Genomic DNA, 19,968 nt, shown 5'->3' with positions numbered 1-19,968 from the left:
ATTTAGCAATGAAGAAACTTTTAGCTACCGCCGTTTTATTGGGTTTGTCTGCGCCTCAAATCGCTACCGCTGCTGAAGAAGTCAATGTCTACTCATACCGTCAACCTTTCCTTGTTGAACCGATGTTTAATGAGTTCACCAAAGAAACAGGTATTAAGGTTAACGTTAAGTTTGCTAAAGAAGGCATTGCTGAAAAACTACAGCAAGAAGGTGAATACAGCCCAGCTGACGTAGTATTAACGACCGATATTAGCCGCTTAGTTGAGTTGTCGAATAAGAAGCTGGTGCAGCCGGTTGATAGCAAAGTCATTGACGCTAACATTCCTGCACAATTTCGTGATAATGAAGATGAGTGGTTTGCACTAACACTGCGTTCTCGTAATGTCTATTCATCAAAAGATCGTGTTGGTAAATTACCAGCAGCATTTGATTACAGTGATTTAGCTAAACCTGAGTGGAAAGGTAAACTTTGTACGCGTTCAGGTAAGCATCCATACAATGTATCACTGGTCTCAGCAATGATTGCTCACAATGGTGAAGCTGAAACTAAAACATGGCTAGAAGGCGTAAAAGCTAACTTAGCCCGTAAGCCTCAAGGTAATGATCGCGGTCAAGTACAAGCGGTGAAAGAAGGCTTATGTGATATTGCGATTGGTAACAGTTACTACCTTGGCAAAATGGTTAACGATCCCAACCAAAAAGCATGGGCTGAAGCGGTTGAGATTAATTTCCCAGGCCAGCAAGGTAACGGTACTCATGTTAACGTCAGTGGTATGGCAATGGCGAAATACGCCCCAAACAAAGATAACGCACTTAAATTAATGGAATTCTTAACGGCGACGACTGCTCAGCAAATGTATGCAGAAGTGAACTACGAATACCCGGTTAAAGAAGGCGTTAAGCGTTCAGAGTTAGTGGCATCATGGGGTGAGTTCAAAGCCGATGATGTTTCACTTGATCAAGTTGCACAATACCACCAAGCTGCGATTAAATTACTGGATGAAGTGAAGTTTGATCTGTAATTAGTTACAAAATAAATGGGGTGTTAAGCCCCATTTATTCGTTTAACTTAGCCTCTTTTGCAATAAGTTGTGGTAGCTTCTCATGCTTGCTTACAGTGAATGTATTTACTGACAAAGTGGCCTGATTTTGCAGGCTTAAATATATTGAAAAACGTACTAAGTAGTAGTAAATGAAAGAAAAGTTTTTATTTTGGCGGATTAACAGCTGGTTATTTGGAACGTTGTTAGTGTTGCCTATTATCGCTATATTTATTACCGCGATGGGAAATTCTGATCAGGTATTCTCACACTTGATGAATACAGTGATGTCGACCTACGCGTTAAATACCCTCGGGCTGGTGGTTGGTACGGTATTACTGACGCTAGTGTTTGGGCTTCCTTGCGCATGGTTAATGGCGATGTGCCGTTTACCCGGTGAAAAAATACTTCAATGGGCACTTATCTTACCTCTTGCGATGCCCGGCTATATTGTTGGTTACCTTTATACTCATTGGTTTGATTACGCGGGCCCGATTCAAATTTGGCTGCGTGAACTGTTTGGCTGGCAGCATGTTAGCGATTACTGGTTTCCTGATTTACGCTCATTATGGGGCGCATGTTTTGTCTTAGCCTTAGTGCTTTATCCTTATGTGTATTTATTAGTCCGTGCCGCCTTTATGGAACAGAGTAATAATTTGCTCCAATCGGCGCGGTTATTAGGCTGTTCGCCATGGCAAAGTTTCAAACGTATTTCATTGCCGTTAGCCCGTCCAGCGATTGCAGTTGGAGTATCATTAGTGGCGATGGAAGCGTTAGGTGATTTTGGTACGGTCAGTTACTTTGCTTTAAATACACTAACGACAGCGGTCTACGATACGTGGCTGGGATATTCTAATCTCAATGCTGCCGCTAAAATTTCTGCGATCATGCTGATGGTGATTTTCTTACTGATCAGCAGCGAGCGTTTTAGTCGTCGCAAGCAAAAAATGTTTCAGCAGCAATGTGGTAATGATAACCATACTAAATACCAACTGATAGGCTGGAAAAAATGGCTTGCAGTGAGCTGGTGTTGGGGGTTGGTCGGTTGTGCGTTTATATTACCGATGTTGCAATTAGGCTATTACGCGATTGATTATTTTGAGCAAAGTTGGACTGAGCAATTTCAGACCTACAGTTTTAATAGTTTAATGGTGTCATTGGCCGCGGCAATATTTGCGGTGTTATTAGCGTTGATGGTCAATTTCTATCAGCGTTTAGATGGTCGAGGTATCAGCACTGTGCCGATGCGATTAGCATCCTTAGGCTACGCAGTGCCGGGAACGGTATTAGCAATTGGGGTGATGATCCCTTTAACTAGCGCTGATCATATGGTGAATGATATTGCTCGTAGTTTAGATTTAGGTCGTCCAGGGCTTATTTTTTCTGGTTCAATGTTTGCGATTATTTTTGCGTTTGTGGTGCGGTTTGCCGCTGTGGCGATTGGCAGTATCGAAAGTAGTTTAGTGAAAATACCACCATCACTCGACATGGCAGCTAAAACGATGGGCTATGCATCGACTGCCATGCTACGTAAAGTGCATTTGCCGTTGATCCGTCGCGGGTGCTTAATTGCTGGCTTACTGGTGTTTATCGAATCCATGAAAGAACTCAATGCAGCGATATTACTCCGCCCGTTTAATTTTGAAACCTTAGCCACTTATGTGTTTAACTTCGCCTCTGATGAGCAGTTAGAAGTCGCAGCATTCCCTGCTATTTTATTGGTCGTCGTTGGCTTGATTCCGTTGGTTATCGTTAACCGTTCTTTGGAGCAAAAACACTGATGAAACATGCATTATCCGTCACTGATCTTAGTTGTTGTTACCATGGACAGCCGATCTTACAAGATTTGTCGTTGGCGGTAGAGCGGGGTGAGATTGTGTGTTTGCTTGGCGCCAGTGGCTGTGGCAAAACCACGTTACTCAAAGCGGTTGCAGGATTATTACCGCTAGCGCAAGGTACAATAGCGATTAATGATCGTACCATTGTTGATCAACAATTATGTCTGCCGCCTGAGCAACGTAATATCGGAATGATATTTCAAGATTACGCGCTCTTTCCGCATTTAACGGTGGCTGATAATATTGCTTTTGGCCTGCGTCATTGGGATAAGCCCCGCATCGCTGCCAAAATTAAGCAAATGTTAGCATTGGTTCATTTAACTGAACTTGATGATCGTTATCCACATCAATTATCTGGTGGTCAGCAGCAACGAGTAGCGATTGCACGTGCGTTAGCCAATGAGCCGGATTTGATTTTATTGGATGAGCCGTTTTCTAATATTGATACCCAAGTGCGCCATAGTTTGATCCGTGATATTCGCCAAATATTTAAAGATCAAGGTGTGACCGCGATTTTCGTGACTCACAGTCGTGAAGAAGCGTTTGCTTTTGCCGATAAAATGGCGGTGATGAATAACGGTGTGATTGAACAATTTGGCACAGCGACTGAGCTTTATTATCACCCCTGCACTCGTTTTGTGGCTGAATTTTTAGGGGTGGGTTCGTATTTACCGGCCACTGTCACCGCTGATCAGCAATTAAAGACCCCATTTGGTGCGTTAGCATTAGCTGCTCAGCAAAAATTGGCTGCGACCACGGATGTTGATTGGTTATTACGCCCACAGCACTTAACTGTAATGTCTGAGGATGACGGTTTGGCGGTTATTGTTGAACAGCAGTTTATGGGTGATAGTTGTCGTTATATCGTTGAATTTGAAGGGCATAAATTAGTGATTAATTCTAATTTATTATTGAATGTCGGTCAGCGAGTGACGGTCAATGTTACGCCTCATCAGCCGGTTATTTTCGCGAACGTGTAAATATAATTAAGGCTTGTTAATACAAGCCTTAATCGTGTAAACCTGCGTTAAATTAGTTTTTTTGCATCAACACTTGCAGGTAAATTTGCGCTTGTTCACGCAAAATATCTTGATCAGGATGTTGGTTGGCTTGCATGTAAATCACATAACACATGCCATGTAACATTTTAGCTAAGTTCTCAGGGGTTTGATTTGAATTAATCTCACCATTATCAATTGCTTGAGTAAATGCTTTCTGCACTTGCTTAAGGTTTTTCTGGTTGCTTTCTATGAACTGAGGCCAGACATCTTCACGAACCGATGTACTCCATTCAAACCACACTTTGATCCAATCTTGTTGCTCTAATACGGTATCAATTAAGTTATTACTGATACAGGTTAAGCGTGTATGTAATGCTTTATTTGGCGCACCAATGCATTCAGTCAGCAGATCATTAAATTGGGTCGCGACTTCCATTAATACTTGTTCAACTAATGCTTCACGCGTTGGAAAGTAATTAAAAACAGTGGCAACAGAAACATTTGCCATTTCAGCAATATCAGCATGACCTGCGCGACCAATGCCACGTCGAGAAAAAACATCAATTGAGTAATCGAGCAGTTGCTGCTTTCTTTTTTCTGGTGATAAACGTGTGCGTGGTTTTTTAGTAATCGTATCCATAATTATTAACTCCCTAACCCTATATATATTCGCAGCGATTATGTTTATTTTTTATGCATAAACACTACAACAGCAACTGGGTTGATTCAAACTGAACTATCAATAAGTGTTTCGGATTTTGGACACTATTGATTAAATAACGCTTAACATGAATGAATGCTACAATAACGACCTTTAGAATATATAGCCTCAGTCGGCTAACGCAGTCGCGTTGATGGAGAATAAAATGAAGCACACTATCGAAGTAATGATTTCTGAGCAGGACGTTCAGGAACGCATCAAAGAGCTAGGAAAGCAGATCACTGAACATTATAAAGACTCTACAGACTTAGTAATGGTCGGTTTACTGCGTGGCTCATTTGTCTTTATGGCAGATTTAGCGCGTGCGATTGAGATCCCCCATGAAGTTGATTTCATGACCGCATCAAGCTACGGCAATACTATGCATAGCAGCCGTGATGTACGTATTTTGAAAGACTTAGATGACGACATCAAAGGCAAAGATGTGTTATTGGTGGAAGATATTATCGATACCGGTAATACGCTAAGTAAAGTGTGTGAGATTTTATCGTTACGCGGCCCTAATTCAATCAGCATCTGTACGCTACTTGATAAGCCTGAACGTCGTGAAGTGGATGTGAAGGTTGATTGGTACGGCTTTATTATTCCAGATGAATTTGTGGTTGGTGTTGGTATCGACTACGCACAAAAATACCGTCACTTACCGTTCATTGGTAAAGTTATTCCAGACGCAGAATAAAAACAAAAAGCGACCTCACAAGAAGGTCGCTTTTTTTATGACTGCTATTTATTATTTTCTAGCTGCTTTAATTGTGCTTCAAGCGGCGGCAATAATGATGACATTGCTGCTTGATAAGCAATCTCAAGCCCTTCACGACTAGTCGCGGTAACACCTAAATCTTTTAGAATGCCGTTACTGGTACCGTAAATCCAACCGTGGATTTTAACATCTTGGCCGCGTTCCCATGCCTGTTGCATGATGGTGGAATTACCGAGATGATAAACTTGAGAGGCGACATTAATTTCACACAATTTGTCATCCCACTTGTCACGCGGTAGGCTACCAAGATCTGAGCGATGTTTAAGATACAGGTCGCGAATGTGCAGTAGCCAGTTATTAATAAGTCCTAATGGTGGGTTTTCTATCGCCGCTGTCACACCACCACAGCCATAGTGACCACAAATGATAACGTGTTTAACCTTAAGAACGTCAACTGCATATTGAACTACAGATAAACAGTTTAAGTCGGTATGAATAACTTGGTTGGCAACATTACGGTGCACAAACAATTCACCAGAAGTTAAACCGGTCAGGCGCTCTGCGGGTACGCGACTGTCAGAACAGCCTATCCAGAGGTATTGTGGGTGTTGTGCTTCTGCGAGGTGAGAAAAAAACTCAGGATCTTCATCCTTAATGTTTTCTGACCACGAAAGGTTGTTTGCAAAGAGCTGCTTTATATCTGCCATGATAATGCCTTATATTAATATGTTCCTTACTATACACAAGCTGCGCTGATAGCAAATCGGATTAGTTGTTAGCGTTTTGTCACTAGCCTATAAATATTTAACAGAAAGATTGCATATAATGAATGCTTTAGAAATAAAAAATGTAAGCAAAACTTACAAAGGCGGCGTCAAGGCGCTGAAAAATATGAGTCTCAATGTAGAGCAAGGGGATTTTTTTGCGTTGCTAGGGCCAAATGGGGCGGGTAAGTCGACCACCATTGGTATTATTAGCTCACTGGTTAATAAAACCTCCGGCTCGGTCAGCATTTTTGGCTATGACTTAGATACTCAAAAAGTCGATGCTAAAAATCAGCTCGGTTTAGTGCCGCAAGAATTTAACTTTAACCCCTTTGAAACTGTAGAACAGATTGTTGTTAACCAAGCGGGTTTTTATGGGGTTGAACGAACACTGGCCAAACAACGAGCGCAAAAATATTTAACCCAATTAGATTTATGGGGTAAACGTCATGATCGTGCTCGTAACCTTTCAGGAGGGATGAAACGCCGCTTGATGATTGCGCGCGCGTTAATGCATGAGCCAAAATTGTTGATTTTAGATGAGCCAACCGCTGGGGTTGATATTGAATTACGTCGTTCAATGTGGGTTTTCTTACAGCAGTTAAACCGTGAAGGAGTGACCATTATCCTGACAACGCATTATCTTGAAGAGGCAGAAATGTTGTGTCGTAATATTGGTATTATTAATGATGGCGAACTTGTTGAGCATACCTCAATGAAAGCATTATTGAGTCAATTAGAACTAGAAACCTTTATTTTTGATATTGATCCCGTGATGGATATTCCTACATTAATGGTTGGCGAGTGTCGATTAATTGATGCCACTACCCTCGAAGTGGATCTCAATAAAGGTGATGATTTAAATAGCGTCTTTAGTGCCCTTACCACGCAAGGTGTAGTGGTACGTTCAATGCGTAATAAGAGTAACCGTTTAGAAGAGCTATTTGTGAATTTAGTCAATAAAGCTCAAACCGCTAATGCGACAGGTAATCGTCAATGAAAAAACAATATTGGATTGCATTCAAAAGTTTAATTACCAAAGAAATTCATCGTTTTACTCGTATCTGGGTACAAACTCTGGTGCCGCCAGCGATTACGATGACGCTGTATTTTATTATCTTTGGAAATCTTATTGGTAAGCGTATTGGTGACATGGAAGGCTTTAGCTACATGGAATACATAGTGCCAGGATTGATCATGATGTCGGTGATCACTAACTCTTATTCTAATGTTGCGTCTTCATTTTTTAGTGCCAAATTTCAACACAATATTGAAGAGTTATTGGTCGCTCCGGTGCCTAATTATATTATTATTGCCGGCTATGTTGGTGGTGGTGTACTGCGAGGATTAGGGGTTGGTCTGATTGTATCGGTGGTGTCATTGTTGTTTGTGTCACTTAATATCGCCCATTTAGGGGTAATTATTGCCACAGTAGTGATGACTTCAATCGTGTTCTCTCTTGGTGGATTAATTAACGCCATTTTTGCGCGCACGTTTGATGATATCAGTATTATTCCGACCTTTGTGTTAACGCCGCTGACGTATCTTGGTGGAGTGTTCTATTCGATTAATTTGCTGCCAGAAGGGTGGCAAATTGTGTCAAAGATTAACCCGATTGTGTATATGGTTAATGCCTTTAGATATGGTTTTTTAGGGGTGTCTGATGTCGGTATTGGCACATCGTTTGCGGTATTAAGTTTATTTGTTATTGCCTTGTATGGTGTTGCCTATTACTTAATTTCACGCGGTATTGGTTTACGTTCATAAGCGCTGATCATTTTTACTAACCGGTAGCTAAAAACACATAGCCACAATCTATAGTTAAAAAAATACCGCGCGTTATGGTTAACGAGCGGTATTTTTTTAGTCAGCGATCAGCAATTAATTTGCTTCAGCGACTTCTTCTTCGACAGCGACAGCAGGGGATAAGTCGACTACTTGGTTGTCGATTAAGCGTGCCTTACCTAATTGTGCTGACATTAAAATAACCGCTTGTTGGGTTGTGTCAGTAATGGGTAATAAGGTCACTGCATCACGAATAAAGCTTTTGTCTGGTTGCAGGCCTGCTGCACGTAATTGATCGTTAGCATCAACAATTAATTCGTCATAGTCAGTACGACCACCACGCATTTGATTATTGATCCAACGCATTGTACGGGCTAAAACAGGTGCACGTTGGCGTTCATCAACGGTTAGATTACCATTACGTGAGCTCATGGCTAGGCCATCCATTTCACGTACAGTTGGTACCCCAACAATGTGAATATCCATCGCTAGATCAATCACCATTTGGCGGATAAGCGCCAATTGTTGATAGTCTTTTTCGCCAAAACAAGCTACATCAGGTTGGACGATATTAAACAGTTTATTGACGATGGTTGCTACGCCACGGAAATGACCCGGACGTAATTCACCTTCTAAAATGGTAGATAATCCTGGAACGTCGATGAACGTTTGATTATTAACACCGGCTGGATACATGATTTCTGGGGTTGGGGTAAAGACCACATCCACCATATTTTGTTGTTGTAGCTTGGCAATATCTTGTTCAAGTGTGCGTGGATAATTGGTTAAATCCTCAGTTTTTTCAAACTGCATTGGATTAACAAAAATACTCGCAACAACAACATCAGCATGCTTACGTGCTTTACGCATTAACGTAAGATGGCCTTCATGTAAATTACCCATGGTTGGAACAAAGGCAATTCGACGGCCTGCGCGGCGCCACGTCGTAATTTGCTCTCTTAATTGGGCAATCTCGGCGAATGTTTGCATCTATTATTCCTTATTCAAAGGTATGCTGAGACCCTGGGAATGCACCAGACTCAACATCTTCAATGTATTTAGTAACCGCAGCACGCATATCACCGGTTTCTGCAAGGAAGTTCTTAGAGAACCTCGGCATATAGTTTGCAGAAATACCAAACATGTCGTGCATAACCAGTATTTGGCCATCAGTCGCATTACCCGCACCGATACCAATTACAGGCACATCCACCGCTTTGGTAATACGTTCAGCAAGGCTTGCCGGAACACATTCCAATACGATGATTTGGGCACCAGCTTTAGCGAGAATAATGGCATCTTTAACCATTGTCTCAGCTTGATCCAAACTGCGGCCTTGAACTTTATAGCCGCCAAAAATATTGACAGACTGGGGTGTTAAACCAAGGTGAGCACACACAGGAACTGCACGTTCTGTGAGGGTTGAGATTGTTTCAGCAACCCAAGCGCCACCTTCGATTTTTACCATGTTAGCCCCTGCGCGCATTAATTTAGCGGCATTTTCACAAGCTTGTGCTGGGGTTGCGAAGGTCATGAATGGCATGTCAGCCATTAGCAGCGAGTTAGGGCTGCCTGCACGAACACTACGCGTATGGTAGGCGATGTCATCAATGGTTACTGGTAGAGTGTCGTTTCGGCCTTGGAGTACCATGCCCAACGAATCACCTACTAACATAACCGGCATATTCTGTTGCTCAAATAATTGTGCAAAACTAGCGTCATATGCTGTTACTGATGCAAATTTACGACCTTCTTGCTTCCATGTCAGTAGATCGTTGATGGTGATTTTTTTCATAGCTTGTTCCTCGCCCTGATGAATTTATGCTTGCCAAATAGCTAAGCCATTACGGTTAACCTGAGTCAATAACGTGCGTAAAGAAGTGTGATCAGGTAGAACTAAATCAGGGTTAATTTCGGCAAGTGGATACAGTACGAACTCCCGTACTTGCATTCCATAATGCGGCACAGTTAAGCGCTCGCAGTGGTGTTGCAGATCACCATATAAAATAATATCGAGATCTAACGTCCTTGGACCCCAGCGTTCATCTTTGCGAACACGTCCTTGTTCGAGCTCTATCGCTTGAGTATGGTTGAGTAACTCAAGTGGAGCTAATGCAGTGTCGATAGCGACAACTGCATTAATATAATCAGGTTGGTTTTGTGGCCCCATTGGGGTACTGCTGTACAGCGAGGACACGCTAACAACCTGGCTATGTGGTAGATGGTGCAGTGCTTCAATCGCAGTTTGAGCTTGGGCGACAGGATCGCCCAAGTTACTGCCTATCGCAATATAAGCGCGAATCATGAATTAACTGGCGGTTTTTTACGGCGTTGTTGCTGTGGGCGACGACGACGTGGACGGCGAACACCACCATCATTTATGTGGGTGGCCATTTGACCGCGTTGGTTGTAATCCGCGTCTTGGAATTCATTCCACCACTGAGCAAGTTCTTTGATATCGCTGCCTTCAAACAAACTGCGCATTTCTAAGAAATCATAAGCGGCACGGAACTTAGGGTGTTCCATGGTCTTAAAGGCACGTTTGCCACTACGACGACTAAAGCGTAATTGTTGCTGCCAGATGTCACGTACTGTGGTGGTGTGACGACGTGGAATGGCAATTGAGCGCACTTGTTCATCAAGAATATCGTTACTCGCCACCATAAAGGCATCATAGAACGATAAGCCACTCGCAAAAGAAACTTCCTCAGCGCGAATCATCATTGGATACCACAACATAGCGGCATAAATGAAGGCGGGATTAACACGCTTATCTTCAGCAATTCGTTTGTCAGTCGAGGCCAGGATATGCTCGATCATTTTTTCCGTTTTACTGCTGTTATTCTCGGTAAAATGGTCAGATAAAATTGGGAATAACTGCTGGAATAAATTGTACTCACGTAGCATGCGGTAGGTTTCTAAACCTTGGCCTGATTGCAATAACTTGAGACTTTCTTCAAACAGGCGCGCAGAAGGAATATCTTGCATCAATGACGCAAGTTCACGAATTGGCGCTGCTGTTACGGGTTCAATATCCATATCCAGTTTGACCGCAAAGCGTACCGCTCGTAGCATACGAACAGGATCTTCACGGTAACGTGTTTCAGGATCACCCATTAGGCGAACGACACGATTATTAAGGTCTTCAATGCCTTGCGCGTAATCCGTTACGGTGAAATCTTTTACACTGTAATACAACGCATTAATGGTAAAGTCACGGCGCTCTGCATCTTCTTCGATGGTGCCGTAAACGTTATCACGTAGCAACATACCTTCTTCGCTGCGAGACGAGATTTGTGGTTTTTGCTTATTGTCTTTTGGTGCAACGACTTGTGTTGGTGCGTCTGAGTGGTGACCTCGGAAAGTCGCTACTTCAATAATGTCACGCCCAAAAAGAATGTGCGCGAGACGAAAGCGACGGCCGATTAGACGACAGTTACGAAACAGTTTTTTGATTTCTTCGGGAGTTGCATTGGTTGCAATATCGAAGTCTTTCGGCTGTTTGTGGAGCAATAAATCGCGGACGCCGCCACCAACAAGGTAAGCGTCGTAACCAGCTTTGTTTAGACGATATAGTACTTTCAGCGCATTTTCGCTGATATCTTTTCGTGAAATGCCGTGTTCTGGACGTTGGTAAACTTGCAAAGTTTGTTCCTCTGGAACGCGAGTACTACTGTCGCGATTCAATACTTTACGGCAAAAGTTGGCTACTCGATTAAAGATAATACACCCCATTTTGTGCACTTGGTTCAACAAACAGCCGTGTATAATATATCACGGCAGACTATTTTAGAATGCTAGTGTGATAGCAGTTGTCTTTGGTAGCTGCTTGAGCTGCCAATGAGTGATGCCCCACTGTAATATTTGTTCTACGCTTTCAGTGACAAGTTCTGTCGGTGGCGAAAAGCCGAGAAAGCGTAGCGCTGCCATTAATGCTGGCCGAGGATTGTGTTTATCAATCGCTGGAGCATGGTTTTGTTTCGACAATTTATTACCATTGTCCGTAATGGCGAGCGGTAAGTGCAAATAACTCACTTCAGGATGCCCAAGCTGACGGTAAAGACCTATTTGACGCCCAGTAGGCTCAATTAAGTCGGCACCACGTACCACTTCGGTGATCCCTTGTTCGATATCATCTAGCACTACAGCAAGATTATAAGCAAATAAGCCATCGCGGCGACGAATGATAAAATCTTCGCGCGCTAATGCAAACGGCAATTCGATATGACCATGTAATAGGTCATCGAAATGGGTTATTGGTGTGTCTACTTGTAATCGAACCGCACCATTGCTGTGCCGTTGATTGAGGGTACGACAGGTACCAGGGTAAAAGCCGCCCGTTTGTTTAATGTCTTTTCGACTGCACTGACAATAGTAGGCATTACCTTGTGCTAACCAAGCGTCAATTTGAGCGTGGTAGGCATCATGGCGTAAACTCTGATACATGATATCGCCATCCCACATGAAGCCAAAAGCTTCTAATGTGCGCAGAATATCATTAGCAGCACCTAGCATTTCACGAGGTGGATCAAGATCTTCGATCCTAACGATCCATTTTCCTTGCTGAGATTTTGCTTGTAGGTAGCTACCAAGAGCAGCAATTAACGATCCGAAATGCAATGGCCCTGAAGGCGATGGTGCAAAACGACCGACATATTGATTCGTGTTAGTCATACATTAATGAACGGTTATAAAATCCAAGTTGATTATTATCTAACTTGGTACGGCAATGTAAATGTCGCCCAGAGTCAGGGGTAAATATGACAAGATATATTCCCTCCAAACTGAATAAGGCTCTCTGAGATGAGAACACTATTCAGTTTGGTGCCTATTTATCTATAACGTAATGTTATGACTGAACAGGCAGAGCTCGTGCGACATCGGTAAGTAAGCAACCATTAAGTTAGTTACTGCGTGTTATTTCGAGCGCTAGTGTAAACGAAAGAGGGAGCTTACGCTCCCTCTAAAATTAGCTTTAACCTGATAAAGGCGTAATTAGCCAGCCATTTGCTTTTCTTTGATCTCTGCAAGTGTTTTACAGTCGATGCAAAGATCTGCCGTTGGACGAGCTTCAAGACGGCGAGTACCAATCTCAACACCACAAGAGTCGCAGAAACCGAAATCGTCTTCTTCGATACGTTTAAGTGTTTTGTCAATTTTCTTGATCAGTTTTCGTTCGCGGTCACGATTACGAAGTTCAAGGCTGAACTCTTCTTCTTGTGCGGCACGATCCACTGGATCGGGGAAGTTAGCGGCTTCATCTTGCATGTGGTTTACGGTGCGATCAACTTCAACACGAAGTTGGTTTCGCCATGCTGATAGAATTTTATGGAAATGCTCTAATTGAGCTTCTCCCATGTATTCTTCGCCAGCTTTTTCCTGATAAGGTTCAACCCCAGCAATAGCCAGGATGCCTAGTGATTTTTTAACAATGGTCTCTGGCATATAGCATCTCCTAATGTACCTAATAACCGTCACTGGTTAATTTTGGGCGGTATCTATACCAGAAAGGTTACGATGTGGCAATTATTGTATAACTTCAATTCTACGTCAATGTGAAGAAAACGGCATTTTTTGTGTCGAATGCTGAAATTGTATACAGTCTTCGAGTTTTATTTCAGTCGCGTTAATCGTAGCACGGTAGCAAATTATTTCGACCCCAGCGCTGACTGCTTGCTGTAATAATTGCGCATATTCAGCATCGATATGCTGCGCAACATTAACTTTATTGATACCCGTATGTAACACTGCAAAAAAGAGCACTGCCCGCGATCCTTGCTGTGCCATTTGGGTTAATTCTCGTAGGTGTTTTTGACCTCGAGTCGTCACTGCATCAGGAAAGTAACCTTGACCATTATTCGCCAATAAAGTCACGCTTTTTACTTCAATATAGCAGGGCTGGCGCTGTTGTGATTCAAGTAATAGATCAATACGGCTATTTTCAGTGCCGTATTTTACTTCAGTGCGTAAATTATCATAGCCACTGAGTTCTGGTATCCGTTGTTGTTCAATGGCTTCTTTAACGAGGTGGTTGGCTTGAATAGTATTTACACAAATCCAATCGTTAGCTTCTGTGTGTGCTAATTCCCAGCTATTAGGGTATTTCCGTTTTTTATTATCAGAAGTGGAATACCACACTGTGGTTCCTGAATCGGCACATCCTGTCATTGCGCCAGTATTGGCACAGTGAATGGTGCGGATTTCATTATTACTCAGCTCAATGTCAGCTAAGAAACGTTTGTAGCGTTTGATCAATATGGCTGCTTGAAGTGGTGGCACAAATTTCATTAATGGCCTCGTGAAGTGATTATTATTTTTAGTTGAGGGGCGGCTTTCGTTACACTGTGAGTTCGTTTTGATCATGACATAAGGTGGCGCGATTGTCACAACTCCCGATTGACGAGGTTTTAGCGACCTTATTTACAGCGTTAACTTGCCATACTCAAGTGATTTTAAAGGCGCCACCTGGGGCGGGTAAATCAACCCGTTTGCCGTTGGCGTTGTTAGATAAAGCCGTCATCCAAGGTCGAATTATCATGCTTGAACCGCGACGGTTAGCGGCAAGAAATATTGCTGGATATCTGGCGCAGCAATTGGGTGAGCGTGTCGGACAAACCGTTGGTTTACGGGTGCGAGGTGAAACCAAAGTCAGTGCGCAAACGCGATTAGAGATTGTCACCGAAGGCGTGATGACGCGAATGTTGCAGCACGATCCTGAACTTGCTGGGATCGGACTGATTATTTTTGATGAATTTCACGAGCGCAGTATTCATGCTGATACCGCACTAGCATTAGCGATTGAAGTTCAGCAAGCGCTACGTGACGATCTGCAGTTGTTAGTGATGTCGGCCACGCTTGATCACACGGCATTGGCACAGTTGCTACCTGATGCGGCTTATGTTGAATCTCAGGGGCGGTGTTTTCCGGTTGAGTATCGCTATCAACATGTTAATGATCCTCGGGATGTGATTGACCACATGGCTGTCGCGATCAGTCAGTTGCTAACCCAAGAATCTGGTTCAGTATTAGCCTTTTTGCCTGGGGTTGGGGAAATCAAACGTCTTGCTCAAGCATTAGCAGCCCGTTTACCTGCAACCGCGACCAATATCAATATTTGCCCGTTGTATGGTCAGTTACCGATTGAGCAACAACAACAAGCGATTAATCCTGCCCCCGCTGGACAACGCAAAGTCGTGTTAGCGACCAATATTGCTGAAACCAGTTTAACCATTGAGGGAATTCGATTAGTGGTTGATAGTGGCTTTGAGAGAATCGCATTGTGGGAGCCTAAAACAGGGATTAGTCGCTTACAGCAAGTACGTATAGCCCAATCTTCTGCTGAGCAGCGAGCAGGGCGTGCTGGACGCTTAGAGGCGGGTATTTGTTTACGGATGTACAGTGAAGAATTATTACAACGCCAACCCGCGACACCACAGCCTGAAATTCTTCGCAGTGATCTAACTGCCCTCGCGATGGATTTAGTCCAATGGGGCTGTCATGATCCGCAAGATTTACAATGGCTAGATATACCGCCAGCGATTGCGTTACAGCAAGCGCGACAGCTATTGCAACAACTCGGTGCGATTGATGAACGCGGGCAACAAACGTCACGCGGTCAATTGATGCAAACCGTAGGTGCTGATCCGCGTCATGGTGCAATGTTAGCGTTTGCAAAACAGATTTCACACCAGCAAGCTGATCCTACCATATTGACTACCGCCGCGATGTTAGTGGCATTACTGGAAGATCCACCACGTGGTATCGATAATCCAGATTTAGCGTTTCAATTACATTTACTAGAAACCAAAAAACTGCCTAAAAGTCATGCTTACATTCAACGTGTTCAGCAACATCTTGCGACTTTAGGCGCAGCTAAAAATAGTGTGTTAAGAGTTAACAATCATTGGGCAGCGATTGTATTAGCTGTCGGTTATCCTGATCGCATTGCCCAATCTCGCACTGATGATGGTCGTTATCAATTAGCCAATGGTCAAGGCGTCATGCTTGATGGCAGCCAAGGCTTAGCAAATCAGCCTTTGTTAGTGGTCGCTGATGTGGTTAAAACTCGTCAAGGCGATAGTCGAATATTTTCTGCTATTGGTGCGGATTTAAGTGGGTTACAACAGGCATTGCCATTATTGTTCAGTGAATGTGAGTGGCTTGATTGGGATGATAAAAAAGGCCGTTTAAGTGCTGAGCATCGAGTCTATTGTGGCAAACTGATTGTTGCTCGTAGCCTTGCTGCAACCCCAGATCCAGCATTAGCCAGTGAAGCATTACTTAATGCGGTTAAACGTAAAGGGCTTGCAGTATTAAATTGGACACCTGCGGCAACAATGCTGTTGATTCGCGGACGTTGTGGTTGTGAGTGGTTACCTGACGTGAATTTTCCTGCGCTGGATGAGGCAAGTCTATTAGCCAATGCCGAACGCTGGCTACTGCCGTATCTCAATGGAATAACCACCTTAAAAGGGCTTCAAAGAGTTAACTTGGTGGCAGCGTTAGAGGCGTATCTCGGTTGGAATAAAAAACAACAGCTCGATCAACTATTGCCAATCCATTATCAAGTACCGACAGGATCAAAGATAACTATTCGTTATCAACAACAGCAGCAACCCGTGTTAGCGGTGAAGTTACAAGAAATGTTTGGTGAGCCAACCACGCCAACGATCGCCAACGGTAAGGTTGCTTTAGTACTGGAATTGTTATCGCCTGCGCAGCGACCATTGCAAATCACCCAAGATTTAGCGGGTTTCTGGCAAGGTTCATACAAAGATGTACAAAAAGAAATGAAAGGCCGTTATCCCAAACATCCTTGGCCTGATGATCCTGCAAATCATCTTCCAACCCGCAAAATCAAAAAATACCTTTAGTGATGCTAAACAAGTTAGATACCTGTATATATAATCAGTCATAGTTGTTAGGATCTTAACACTGAATCATAAAGCAGAGCCTAATGATAGTCTCTGCTTACACACAGGAATGACGGTAGTTGATGCATTATGAGTAAGTTGCCACAGCCCCCTAAACCACAGCAGAAAAAGCCAGCACCGACAAAAAAAAAGGCCGTTATAAAACCTGCGGTAAAAAAAGCCGTTCCTAAAAAAAGTGCAGTTAAAAAAGTGACCACCAAAAAAAACACCAGCAAAAATAATAATAGCCCTCATCCGTGGGTACGAAAAATCGCTGGATTCGTGTTTAAAGTGACCTTAGTGGTGGTGGCTATTTTATTGGTGATCGGTATTTATTTAGATACCGTGGTACGCAATAAAATGGATGGACCGATTTGGGATTTACCCTCGGTTGTCTATGGCCGTGTATTAACATTACATCCTGATCAAGCGATTACAATCAGTGATGTGCGACGTGAATTAGATGTACTGCAATATCATAAAGTACGTAGTCCACAACGAATGGGGGAATATTCTGCCTCTTCAACTCGAATCGAGTTAATTCGACGCCCATTTAAGTTTGTCGATGATCCGCAACCACAACAGCATGTGATGCTCACTTTTGCAGGTACTAAGCTAACCTCGATTGTTGATGTCACCACCAAGCACCCCTTAAAAACCCTAAAAATTGAACCGAAGTTGCTAGGTATGCTTGGGCTAACAGGTAATGAACAGCGGATCTTTATGGCGCGGGATCAATTTCCACCGTTATTAATTGATGCACTATTAACCACTGAGGATCGTGATTTTTATCAGCATGATGGCGTGTCGCCATTAGCGATTTTACGAGCGATGGTGGTAAATCTTAAAGCAGGACACACAGTGCAAGGGGGCAGTACGTTGACCCAGCAACTTGCAAAAAATTTATTTTTAAGCCGTGAACGCAGTTTATGGCGCAAAGTGCGTGAAGCGTATATCGCGGTGATTATTGATCATCGATACAGTAAAGACCGCATCTTAGAAGCGTATTTAAATGAAATTTATCTTGGTCAAAATGGCGCTAAAGAAGTGCATGGTTTTCCATTGGCAGCACGATTTTATTTTGGACGTCCATTAGAAGAACTGCGGGCTGATCAATTGGCAATGTTAGTCGGTATGGTAAAAGGACCGTCACAATTTAATCCATGGCGTCATCCTGATCGCACCATTAAGCGTCGTGATTTGGTGTTGATGTTATTACTTAAAAATAATTATCTCACGGGTGCTGAATATGAGAAAGCGGTTTCAGAACCATTAGGGATTCAAAAAACACCCAAGATAGCCAGTCGTCAACCGGCTTATTTTCAGCAATTGCAACGTGAACTAGAACAAGATGTTGGCGATATTTACAAATCAGGTAAAGGGCTGCGTATTTTCAGTACCCTTGATCCTGTCTCTCAACAAGCGGCTGAAAAAACCATTGCGGTGATGGTGCCACGGTTGAATAAAAAAGCCGGTGTTAAAGTAGAAACTGCGATGGTGGTGGTTGATCGTCAAGATGGTGCAGTACGAGCACTTATTGGTGGTAGTCGTCCCGGGTATGCGGGCTTTAATCGTGCTTTAGATGCCAGTCGTCAAATTGGTTCGTTAGCTAAGCCCGCGGTTTATCTGGCGGCATTGAGCCAACCCCATAAATTTAGCTTAGCGACCACGCTTAGTGATCAGGCAATTGTTTTAAAAGGCAATAAAGGCACCTCCTGGCGGCCAAGAAACTACGATCGTAAGTTCCGTGGTCAAGTACCGTTATATTATGCCCTAGCACATTCGCTAAATGTGCCGACAGTGAATTTAGGGCTAAAAGTTGGGCTGGGTACAGTGATTAATACTCTGGCTAAGCTTGGCGTTAACCGCGATGAAGTACCACGTTTACCGTCGATATTATTAGGGGCATTTAATTTATCACCGTTTGAAGTGGCACAGATGTTCCAGAGTATTACTAACAATGGCCGTAAAGCGCCGTTATATAGCCTTGATGCGGTTGTTGATAGTCGAGGGCGGGTGCTATACCAACATCAGTCTCATATCGAACAGGTGGTACCAGAGCAAGCCGCTTGGTTAACAACCTATGATATGAAAAAAGTCGTTAGCCAAGGTACGGCACGTTTTCTACACACGAAATTTAGTTCAGCTAAGCTCGCAGGGAAAACAGGTACAACTGATAACAACCGTGACAGTTGGTTTGCTGGCGCTGATGGACGCGAGGTTGGCGTGGTATGGGTTGGCCGTGATGATAACACTCCAGTGCGATTAACGGGCTCTAGCGGTGCGCTACGGGTTTATGCTGATTATCTTACTCGTCGTCAACCATTGCCGTTAAATATCGGCTGGCCGCCTTATATCACTACTGTTAAGTATCAACGGGCAGCGAATGGCAGTTTACAGTTTGACTGTAACGGTAATGTTTCGTTACCTGCTTGGGATAAAAATGGTGATTTAAAAGTGCAGTGTAATGATAGCCAGCCTGCAACGTGGATTAAGCATATGTTTGCGGGATAAAGGGTAGAAGGTAGGTAAAATAGCAGGGACGAGGTTTCTAGGGGCGAGGAAGAGCTGAAGATAGGTGTAACAGCAGGGACGAGGTTTTTAGGGGCGAGGAAGAGCTGAAGATAGGTGTAACAGCAGGGACGAGGTTTTTAGGGGCGAGGAAGAGCTGAAGATAGGTGTAACAGCAGGGACGAGGTTTCTAGGGGCGAGGAAGAGCTGAAGATAGGTGTAATAGCAGGGACGAGTTTTTTAGAGACGAGTAAGGGCAGCGGCAAGATTATTGTTGACAATGATGTTGCTGGTGCTGAAAATTTCGAACCATCGAACCATCGAACCATCGAACCATCGAACCATCGAACCATCGAACCATCGAACCATCGAACCATCGAACCATCGAACCATCGAACCATCGAACCATCGAACCATCGAACCCTCGTTCCTTTTCTCCAGACGAAAAAAAAGCCTCATCAAAGATGAGGCTTTCAAAAGATGGTGCCGACTACCGGAGTCGAACTGGTGACCTACTGATTACAAGTCAGTTGCTCTACCTACTGAGCTAAGTCGGCACACTAAATTCTTTTTTAAATAATGAGAGAACTCATTATCTTTAATATGGTGCCTCGAGGCGGAATCGAACCACCGACACGAGGATTTTCAATCCTCTGCTCTACCGACTGAGCTATCAAGGCAAACACAGCAATGTAA

General features: G+C 43.4%; 17 protein-coding genes and 2 tRNA genes. 8 read left to right on the top strand and 11 right to left on the bottom strand.

Annotated features, from left to right (window positions below):
• Positions 1–8 precede the first annotated feature (8 nt).
• From BTO21_RS10330 to BTO21_RS10320, 3 genes are all read left to right on the top strand, one after another.
• Positions 9–1,022, top strand: coding sequence for a Fe(3+) ABC transporter substrate-binding protein (locus tag BTO21_RS10330; RefSeq protein WP_065192122.1), 1,014 nt, complete (start codon positions 9–11; stop codon positions 1,020–1,022).
• Between the two features lie 170 nt (positions 1,023–1,192).
• Entirely contained in the window at positions 1,193–2,821 is a 1,629-nt protein-coding gene (locus BTO21_RS10325; protein ID WP_045028058.1) for an ABC transporter permease, read from the top strand.
• Positions 2,821–3,858 (top strand): ABC transporter ATP-binding protein, encoded by a 1,038-nt coding sequence (locus tag BTO21_RS10320; protein ID WP_045028056.1) that lies wholly within the window; start codon positions 2,821–2,823, stop codon positions 3,856–3,858. Before BTO21_RS10325 ends, BTO21_RS10320 begins: the two co-directional genes overlap by 1 nt.
• A gap of 52 nt (positions 3,859–3,910) precedes the next feature.
• Here BTO21_RS10320 and BTO21_RS10315 read toward each other — a convergent pair whose 3' ends face one another.
• Complete coding sequence (locus BTO21_RS10315; protein WP_045028055.1) at positions 3,911–4,519, bottom strand: TetR/AcrR family transcriptional regulator; 609 nt, start codon at positions 4,517–4,519, stop codon at positions 3,911–3,913.
• A 226-nt stretch (positions 4,520–4,745) separates the two neighbouring features.
• Between BTO21_RS10315 and hpt the strand changes: the two genes are divergently transcribed.
• A complete protein-coding gene (gene hpt, locus BTO21_RS10310; RefSeq protein ID WP_045028053.1) occupies positions 4,746–5,279 on the top strand; it encodes a hypoxanthine phosphoribosyltransferase in 534 nt (177 codons plus the stop codon).
• A gap of 44 nt (positions 5,280–5,323) precedes the next feature.
• Here hpt and can read toward each other — a convergent pair whose 3' ends face one another.
• Entirely contained in the window at positions 5,324–6,007 is a 684-nt protein-coding gene (can, locus tag BTO21_RS10305; RefSeq protein WP_045028052.1) for a carbonate dehydratase, read from the bottom strand.
• Positions 6,008–6,125: 118 nt separating this feature from the next.
• Between can and BTO21_RS10300 the strand changes: the two genes are divergently transcribed.
• Together BTO21_RS10300 and BTO21_RS10295 are read left to right on the top strand one after the other, a co-directional pair.
• Positions 6,126–7,064, top strand: coding sequence for an ABC transporter ATP-binding protein (locus BTO21_RS10300; protein WP_045028050.1), 939 nt, complete (start codon positions 6,126–6,128; stop codon positions 7,062–7,064).
• A complete protein-coding gene (locus BTO21_RS10295) occupies positions 7,061–7,831 on the top strand; it encodes an ABC transporter permease (protein ID WP_045028048.1) in 771 nt (256 codons plus the stop codon). Before BTO21_RS10300 ends, BTO21_RS10295 begins: the two co-directional genes overlap by 4 nt.
• A gap of 114 nt (positions 7,832–7,945) precedes the next feature.
• Here the strand turns inward: BTO21_RS10295 and panC are convergent, their stop codons facing one another.
• The 7 genes from panC to sfsA all read right to left on the bottom strand — a co-directional run bounded on the left by panC (position 7,946) and on the right by sfsA (position 14,137).
• A complete protein-coding gene (gene panC / locus BTO21_RS10290) occupies positions 7,946–8,839 on the bottom strand; it encodes a pantoate--beta-alanine ligase (RefSeq protein ID WP_045028046.1) in 894 nt (297 codons plus the stop codon).
• A 10-nt stretch (positions 8,840–8,849) separates the two neighbouring features.
• Positions 8,850–9,644 carry a 3-methyl-2-oxobutanoate hydroxymethyltransferase gene (panB, locus tag BTO21_RS10285; RefSeq protein ID WP_045028045.1) on the bottom strand — a complete coding sequence of 265 codons (795 nt, stop codon included), beginning with the start codon at positions 9,642–9,644 and terminating at the stop codon, positions 8,850–8,852.
• 24 nt (positions 9,645–9,668) lie between these two features.
• On the bottom strand, positions 9,669–10,154 hold the full coding sequence (folK, locus tag BTO21_RS10280) for a 2-amino-4-hydroxy-6-hydroxymethyldihydropteridine diphosphokinase (protein ID WP_045028043.1): 486 nt from the start codon (positions 10,152–10,154) through the stop codon (positions 9,669–9,671).
• Positions 10,151–11,584, bottom strand: coding sequence for a polynucleotide adenylyltransferase PcnB (gene pcnB / locus BTO21_RS10275; protein ID WP_082056805.1), 1,434 nt, complete (start codon positions 11,582–11,584; stop codon positions 10,151–10,153). The genes folK and pcnB overlap by 4 nt, the downstream gene beginning before the upstream one ends.
• A 54-nt stretch (positions 11,585–11,638) precedes the next feature.
• Entirely contained in the window at positions 11,639–12,523 is an 885-nt protein-coding gene (gluQRS, locus tag BTO21_RS10270; RefSeq protein WP_082056804.1) for a tRNA glutamyl-Q(34) synthetase GluQRS, read from the bottom strand.
• Positions 12,524–12,844: 321 nt separating this feature from the next.
• Positions 12,845–13,294, bottom strand: a complete 450-nt coding sequence (gene dksA, locus BTO21_RS10265; RefSeq protein ID WP_045028041.1) for an RNA polymerase-binding protein DksA — start codon at positions 13,292–13,294, stop codon at positions 12,845–12,847.
• A 105-nt stretch (positions 13,295–13,399) separates the two neighbouring features.
• Positions 13,400–14,137, bottom strand: a complete 738-nt coding sequence (sfsA, locus tag BTO21_RS10260; RefSeq protein WP_045028040.1) for a DNA/RNA nuclease SfsA — start codon at positions 14,135–14,137, stop codon at positions 13,400–13,402.
• A 92-nt stretch (positions 14,138–14,229) separates the two neighbouring features.
• Between sfsA and hrpB the strand changes: the two genes are divergently transcribed.
• The gene (hrpB, locus tag BTO21_RS10255; protein WP_045028038.1) at positions 14,230–16,722 is read left to right on the top strand and encodes an ATP-dependent helicase HrpB; all 2,493 of its coding nucleotides are present in this window, start codon (positions 14,230–14,232) and stop codon (positions 16,720–16,722) included.
• A gap of 126 nt (positions 16,723–16,848) precedes the next feature.
• The gene (gene mrcB / locus BTO21_RS10250; RefSeq protein ID WP_205068419.1) at positions 16,849–19,275 is read left to right on the top strand and encodes a penicillin-binding protein 1B; all 2,427 of its coding nucleotides are present in this window, start codon (positions 16,849–16,851) and stop codon (positions 19,273–19,275) included.
• Positions 19,276–19,753: 478 nt separating this feature from the next.
• Here mrcB and BTO21_RS10240 read toward each other — a convergent pair.
• Positions 19,754–19,829: transfer RNA gene (locus tag BTO21_RS10240), tRNA-Thr, on the bottom strand.
• Positions 19,830–19,876: 47 nt separating this feature from the next.
• Positions 19,877–19,952: transfer RNA gene (locus BTO21_RS10235), tRNA-Phe, on the bottom strand.
• Positions 19,953–19,968: the final 16 nt, after the last annotated feature.

Source organism: Photobacterium phosphoreum (assembly GCF_002954725.1).
GTDB lineage: Bacteria > Pseudomonadota > Gammaproteobacteria > Enterobacterales > Vibrionaceae > Photobacterium > Photobacterium phosphoreum.
Note: the sequence above shows the minus strand (reverse complement) of the source record. Positions and strands in the feature narration are given on the sequence as shown.

Coding starts and splice junctions, on each gene's coding strand:
- BTO21_RS10330 (WP_065192122.1), top strand. CDS start 9: ATGAAGAAACTTTTAGCTACCGCCGTTTTATTGGGTTTGTCTGCGCCT.
- BTO21_RS10325 (WP_045028058.1), top strand. CDS start 1,193: ATGAAAGAAAAGTTTTTATTTTGGCGGATTAACAGCTGGTTATTTGGA.
- BTO21_RS10320 (WP_045028056.1), top strand. CDS start 2,821: ATGAAACATGCATTATCCGTCACTGATCTTAGTTGTTGTTACCATGGA.
- BTO21_RS10315 (WP_045028055.1), bottom strand. CDS start 4,519: ATGGATACGATTACTAAAAAACCACGCACACGTTTATCACCAGAAAAA.
- hpt (WP_045028053.1), top strand. CDS start 4,746: ATGAAGCACACTATCGAAGTAATGATTTCTGAGCAGGACGTTCAGGAA.
- can (WP_045028052.1), bottom strand. CDS start 6,007: ATGGCAGATATAAAGCAGCTCTTTGCAAACAACCTTTCGTGGTCAGAA.
- BTO21_RS10300 (WP_045028050.1), top strand. CDS start 6,126: ATGAATGCTTTAGAAATAAAAAATGTAAGCAAAACTTACAAAGGCGGC.
- BTO21_RS10295 (WP_045028048.1), top strand. CDS start 7,061: ATGAAAAAACAATATTGGATTGCATTCAAAAGTTTAATTACCAAAGAA.
- panC (WP_045028046.1), bottom strand. CDS start 8,839: ATGCAAACATTCGCCGAGATTGCCCAATTAAGAGAGCAAATTACGACG.
- panB (WP_045028045.1), bottom strand. CDS start 9,644: ATGAAAAAAATCACCATCAACGATCTACTGACATGGAAGCAAGAAGGT.
- folK (WP_045028043.1), bottom strand. CDS start 10,154: ATGATTCGCGCTTATATTGCGATAGGCAGTAACTTGGGCGATCCTGTC.
- pcnB (WP_082056805.1), bottom strand. CDS start 11,584: ATGGGGTGTATTATCTTTAATCGAGTAGCCAACTTTTGCCGTAAAGTA.
- gluQRS (WP_082056804.1), bottom strand. CDS start 12,523: ATGACTAACACGAATCAATATGTCGGTCGTTTTGCACCATCGCCTTCA.
- dksA (WP_045028041.1), bottom strand. CDS start 13,294: ATGCCAGAGACCATTGTTAAAAAATCACTAGGCATCCTGGCTATTGCT.
- sfsA (WP_045028040.1), bottom strand. CDS start 14,137: ATGAAATTTGTGCCACCACTTCAAGCAGCCATATTGATCAAACGCTAC.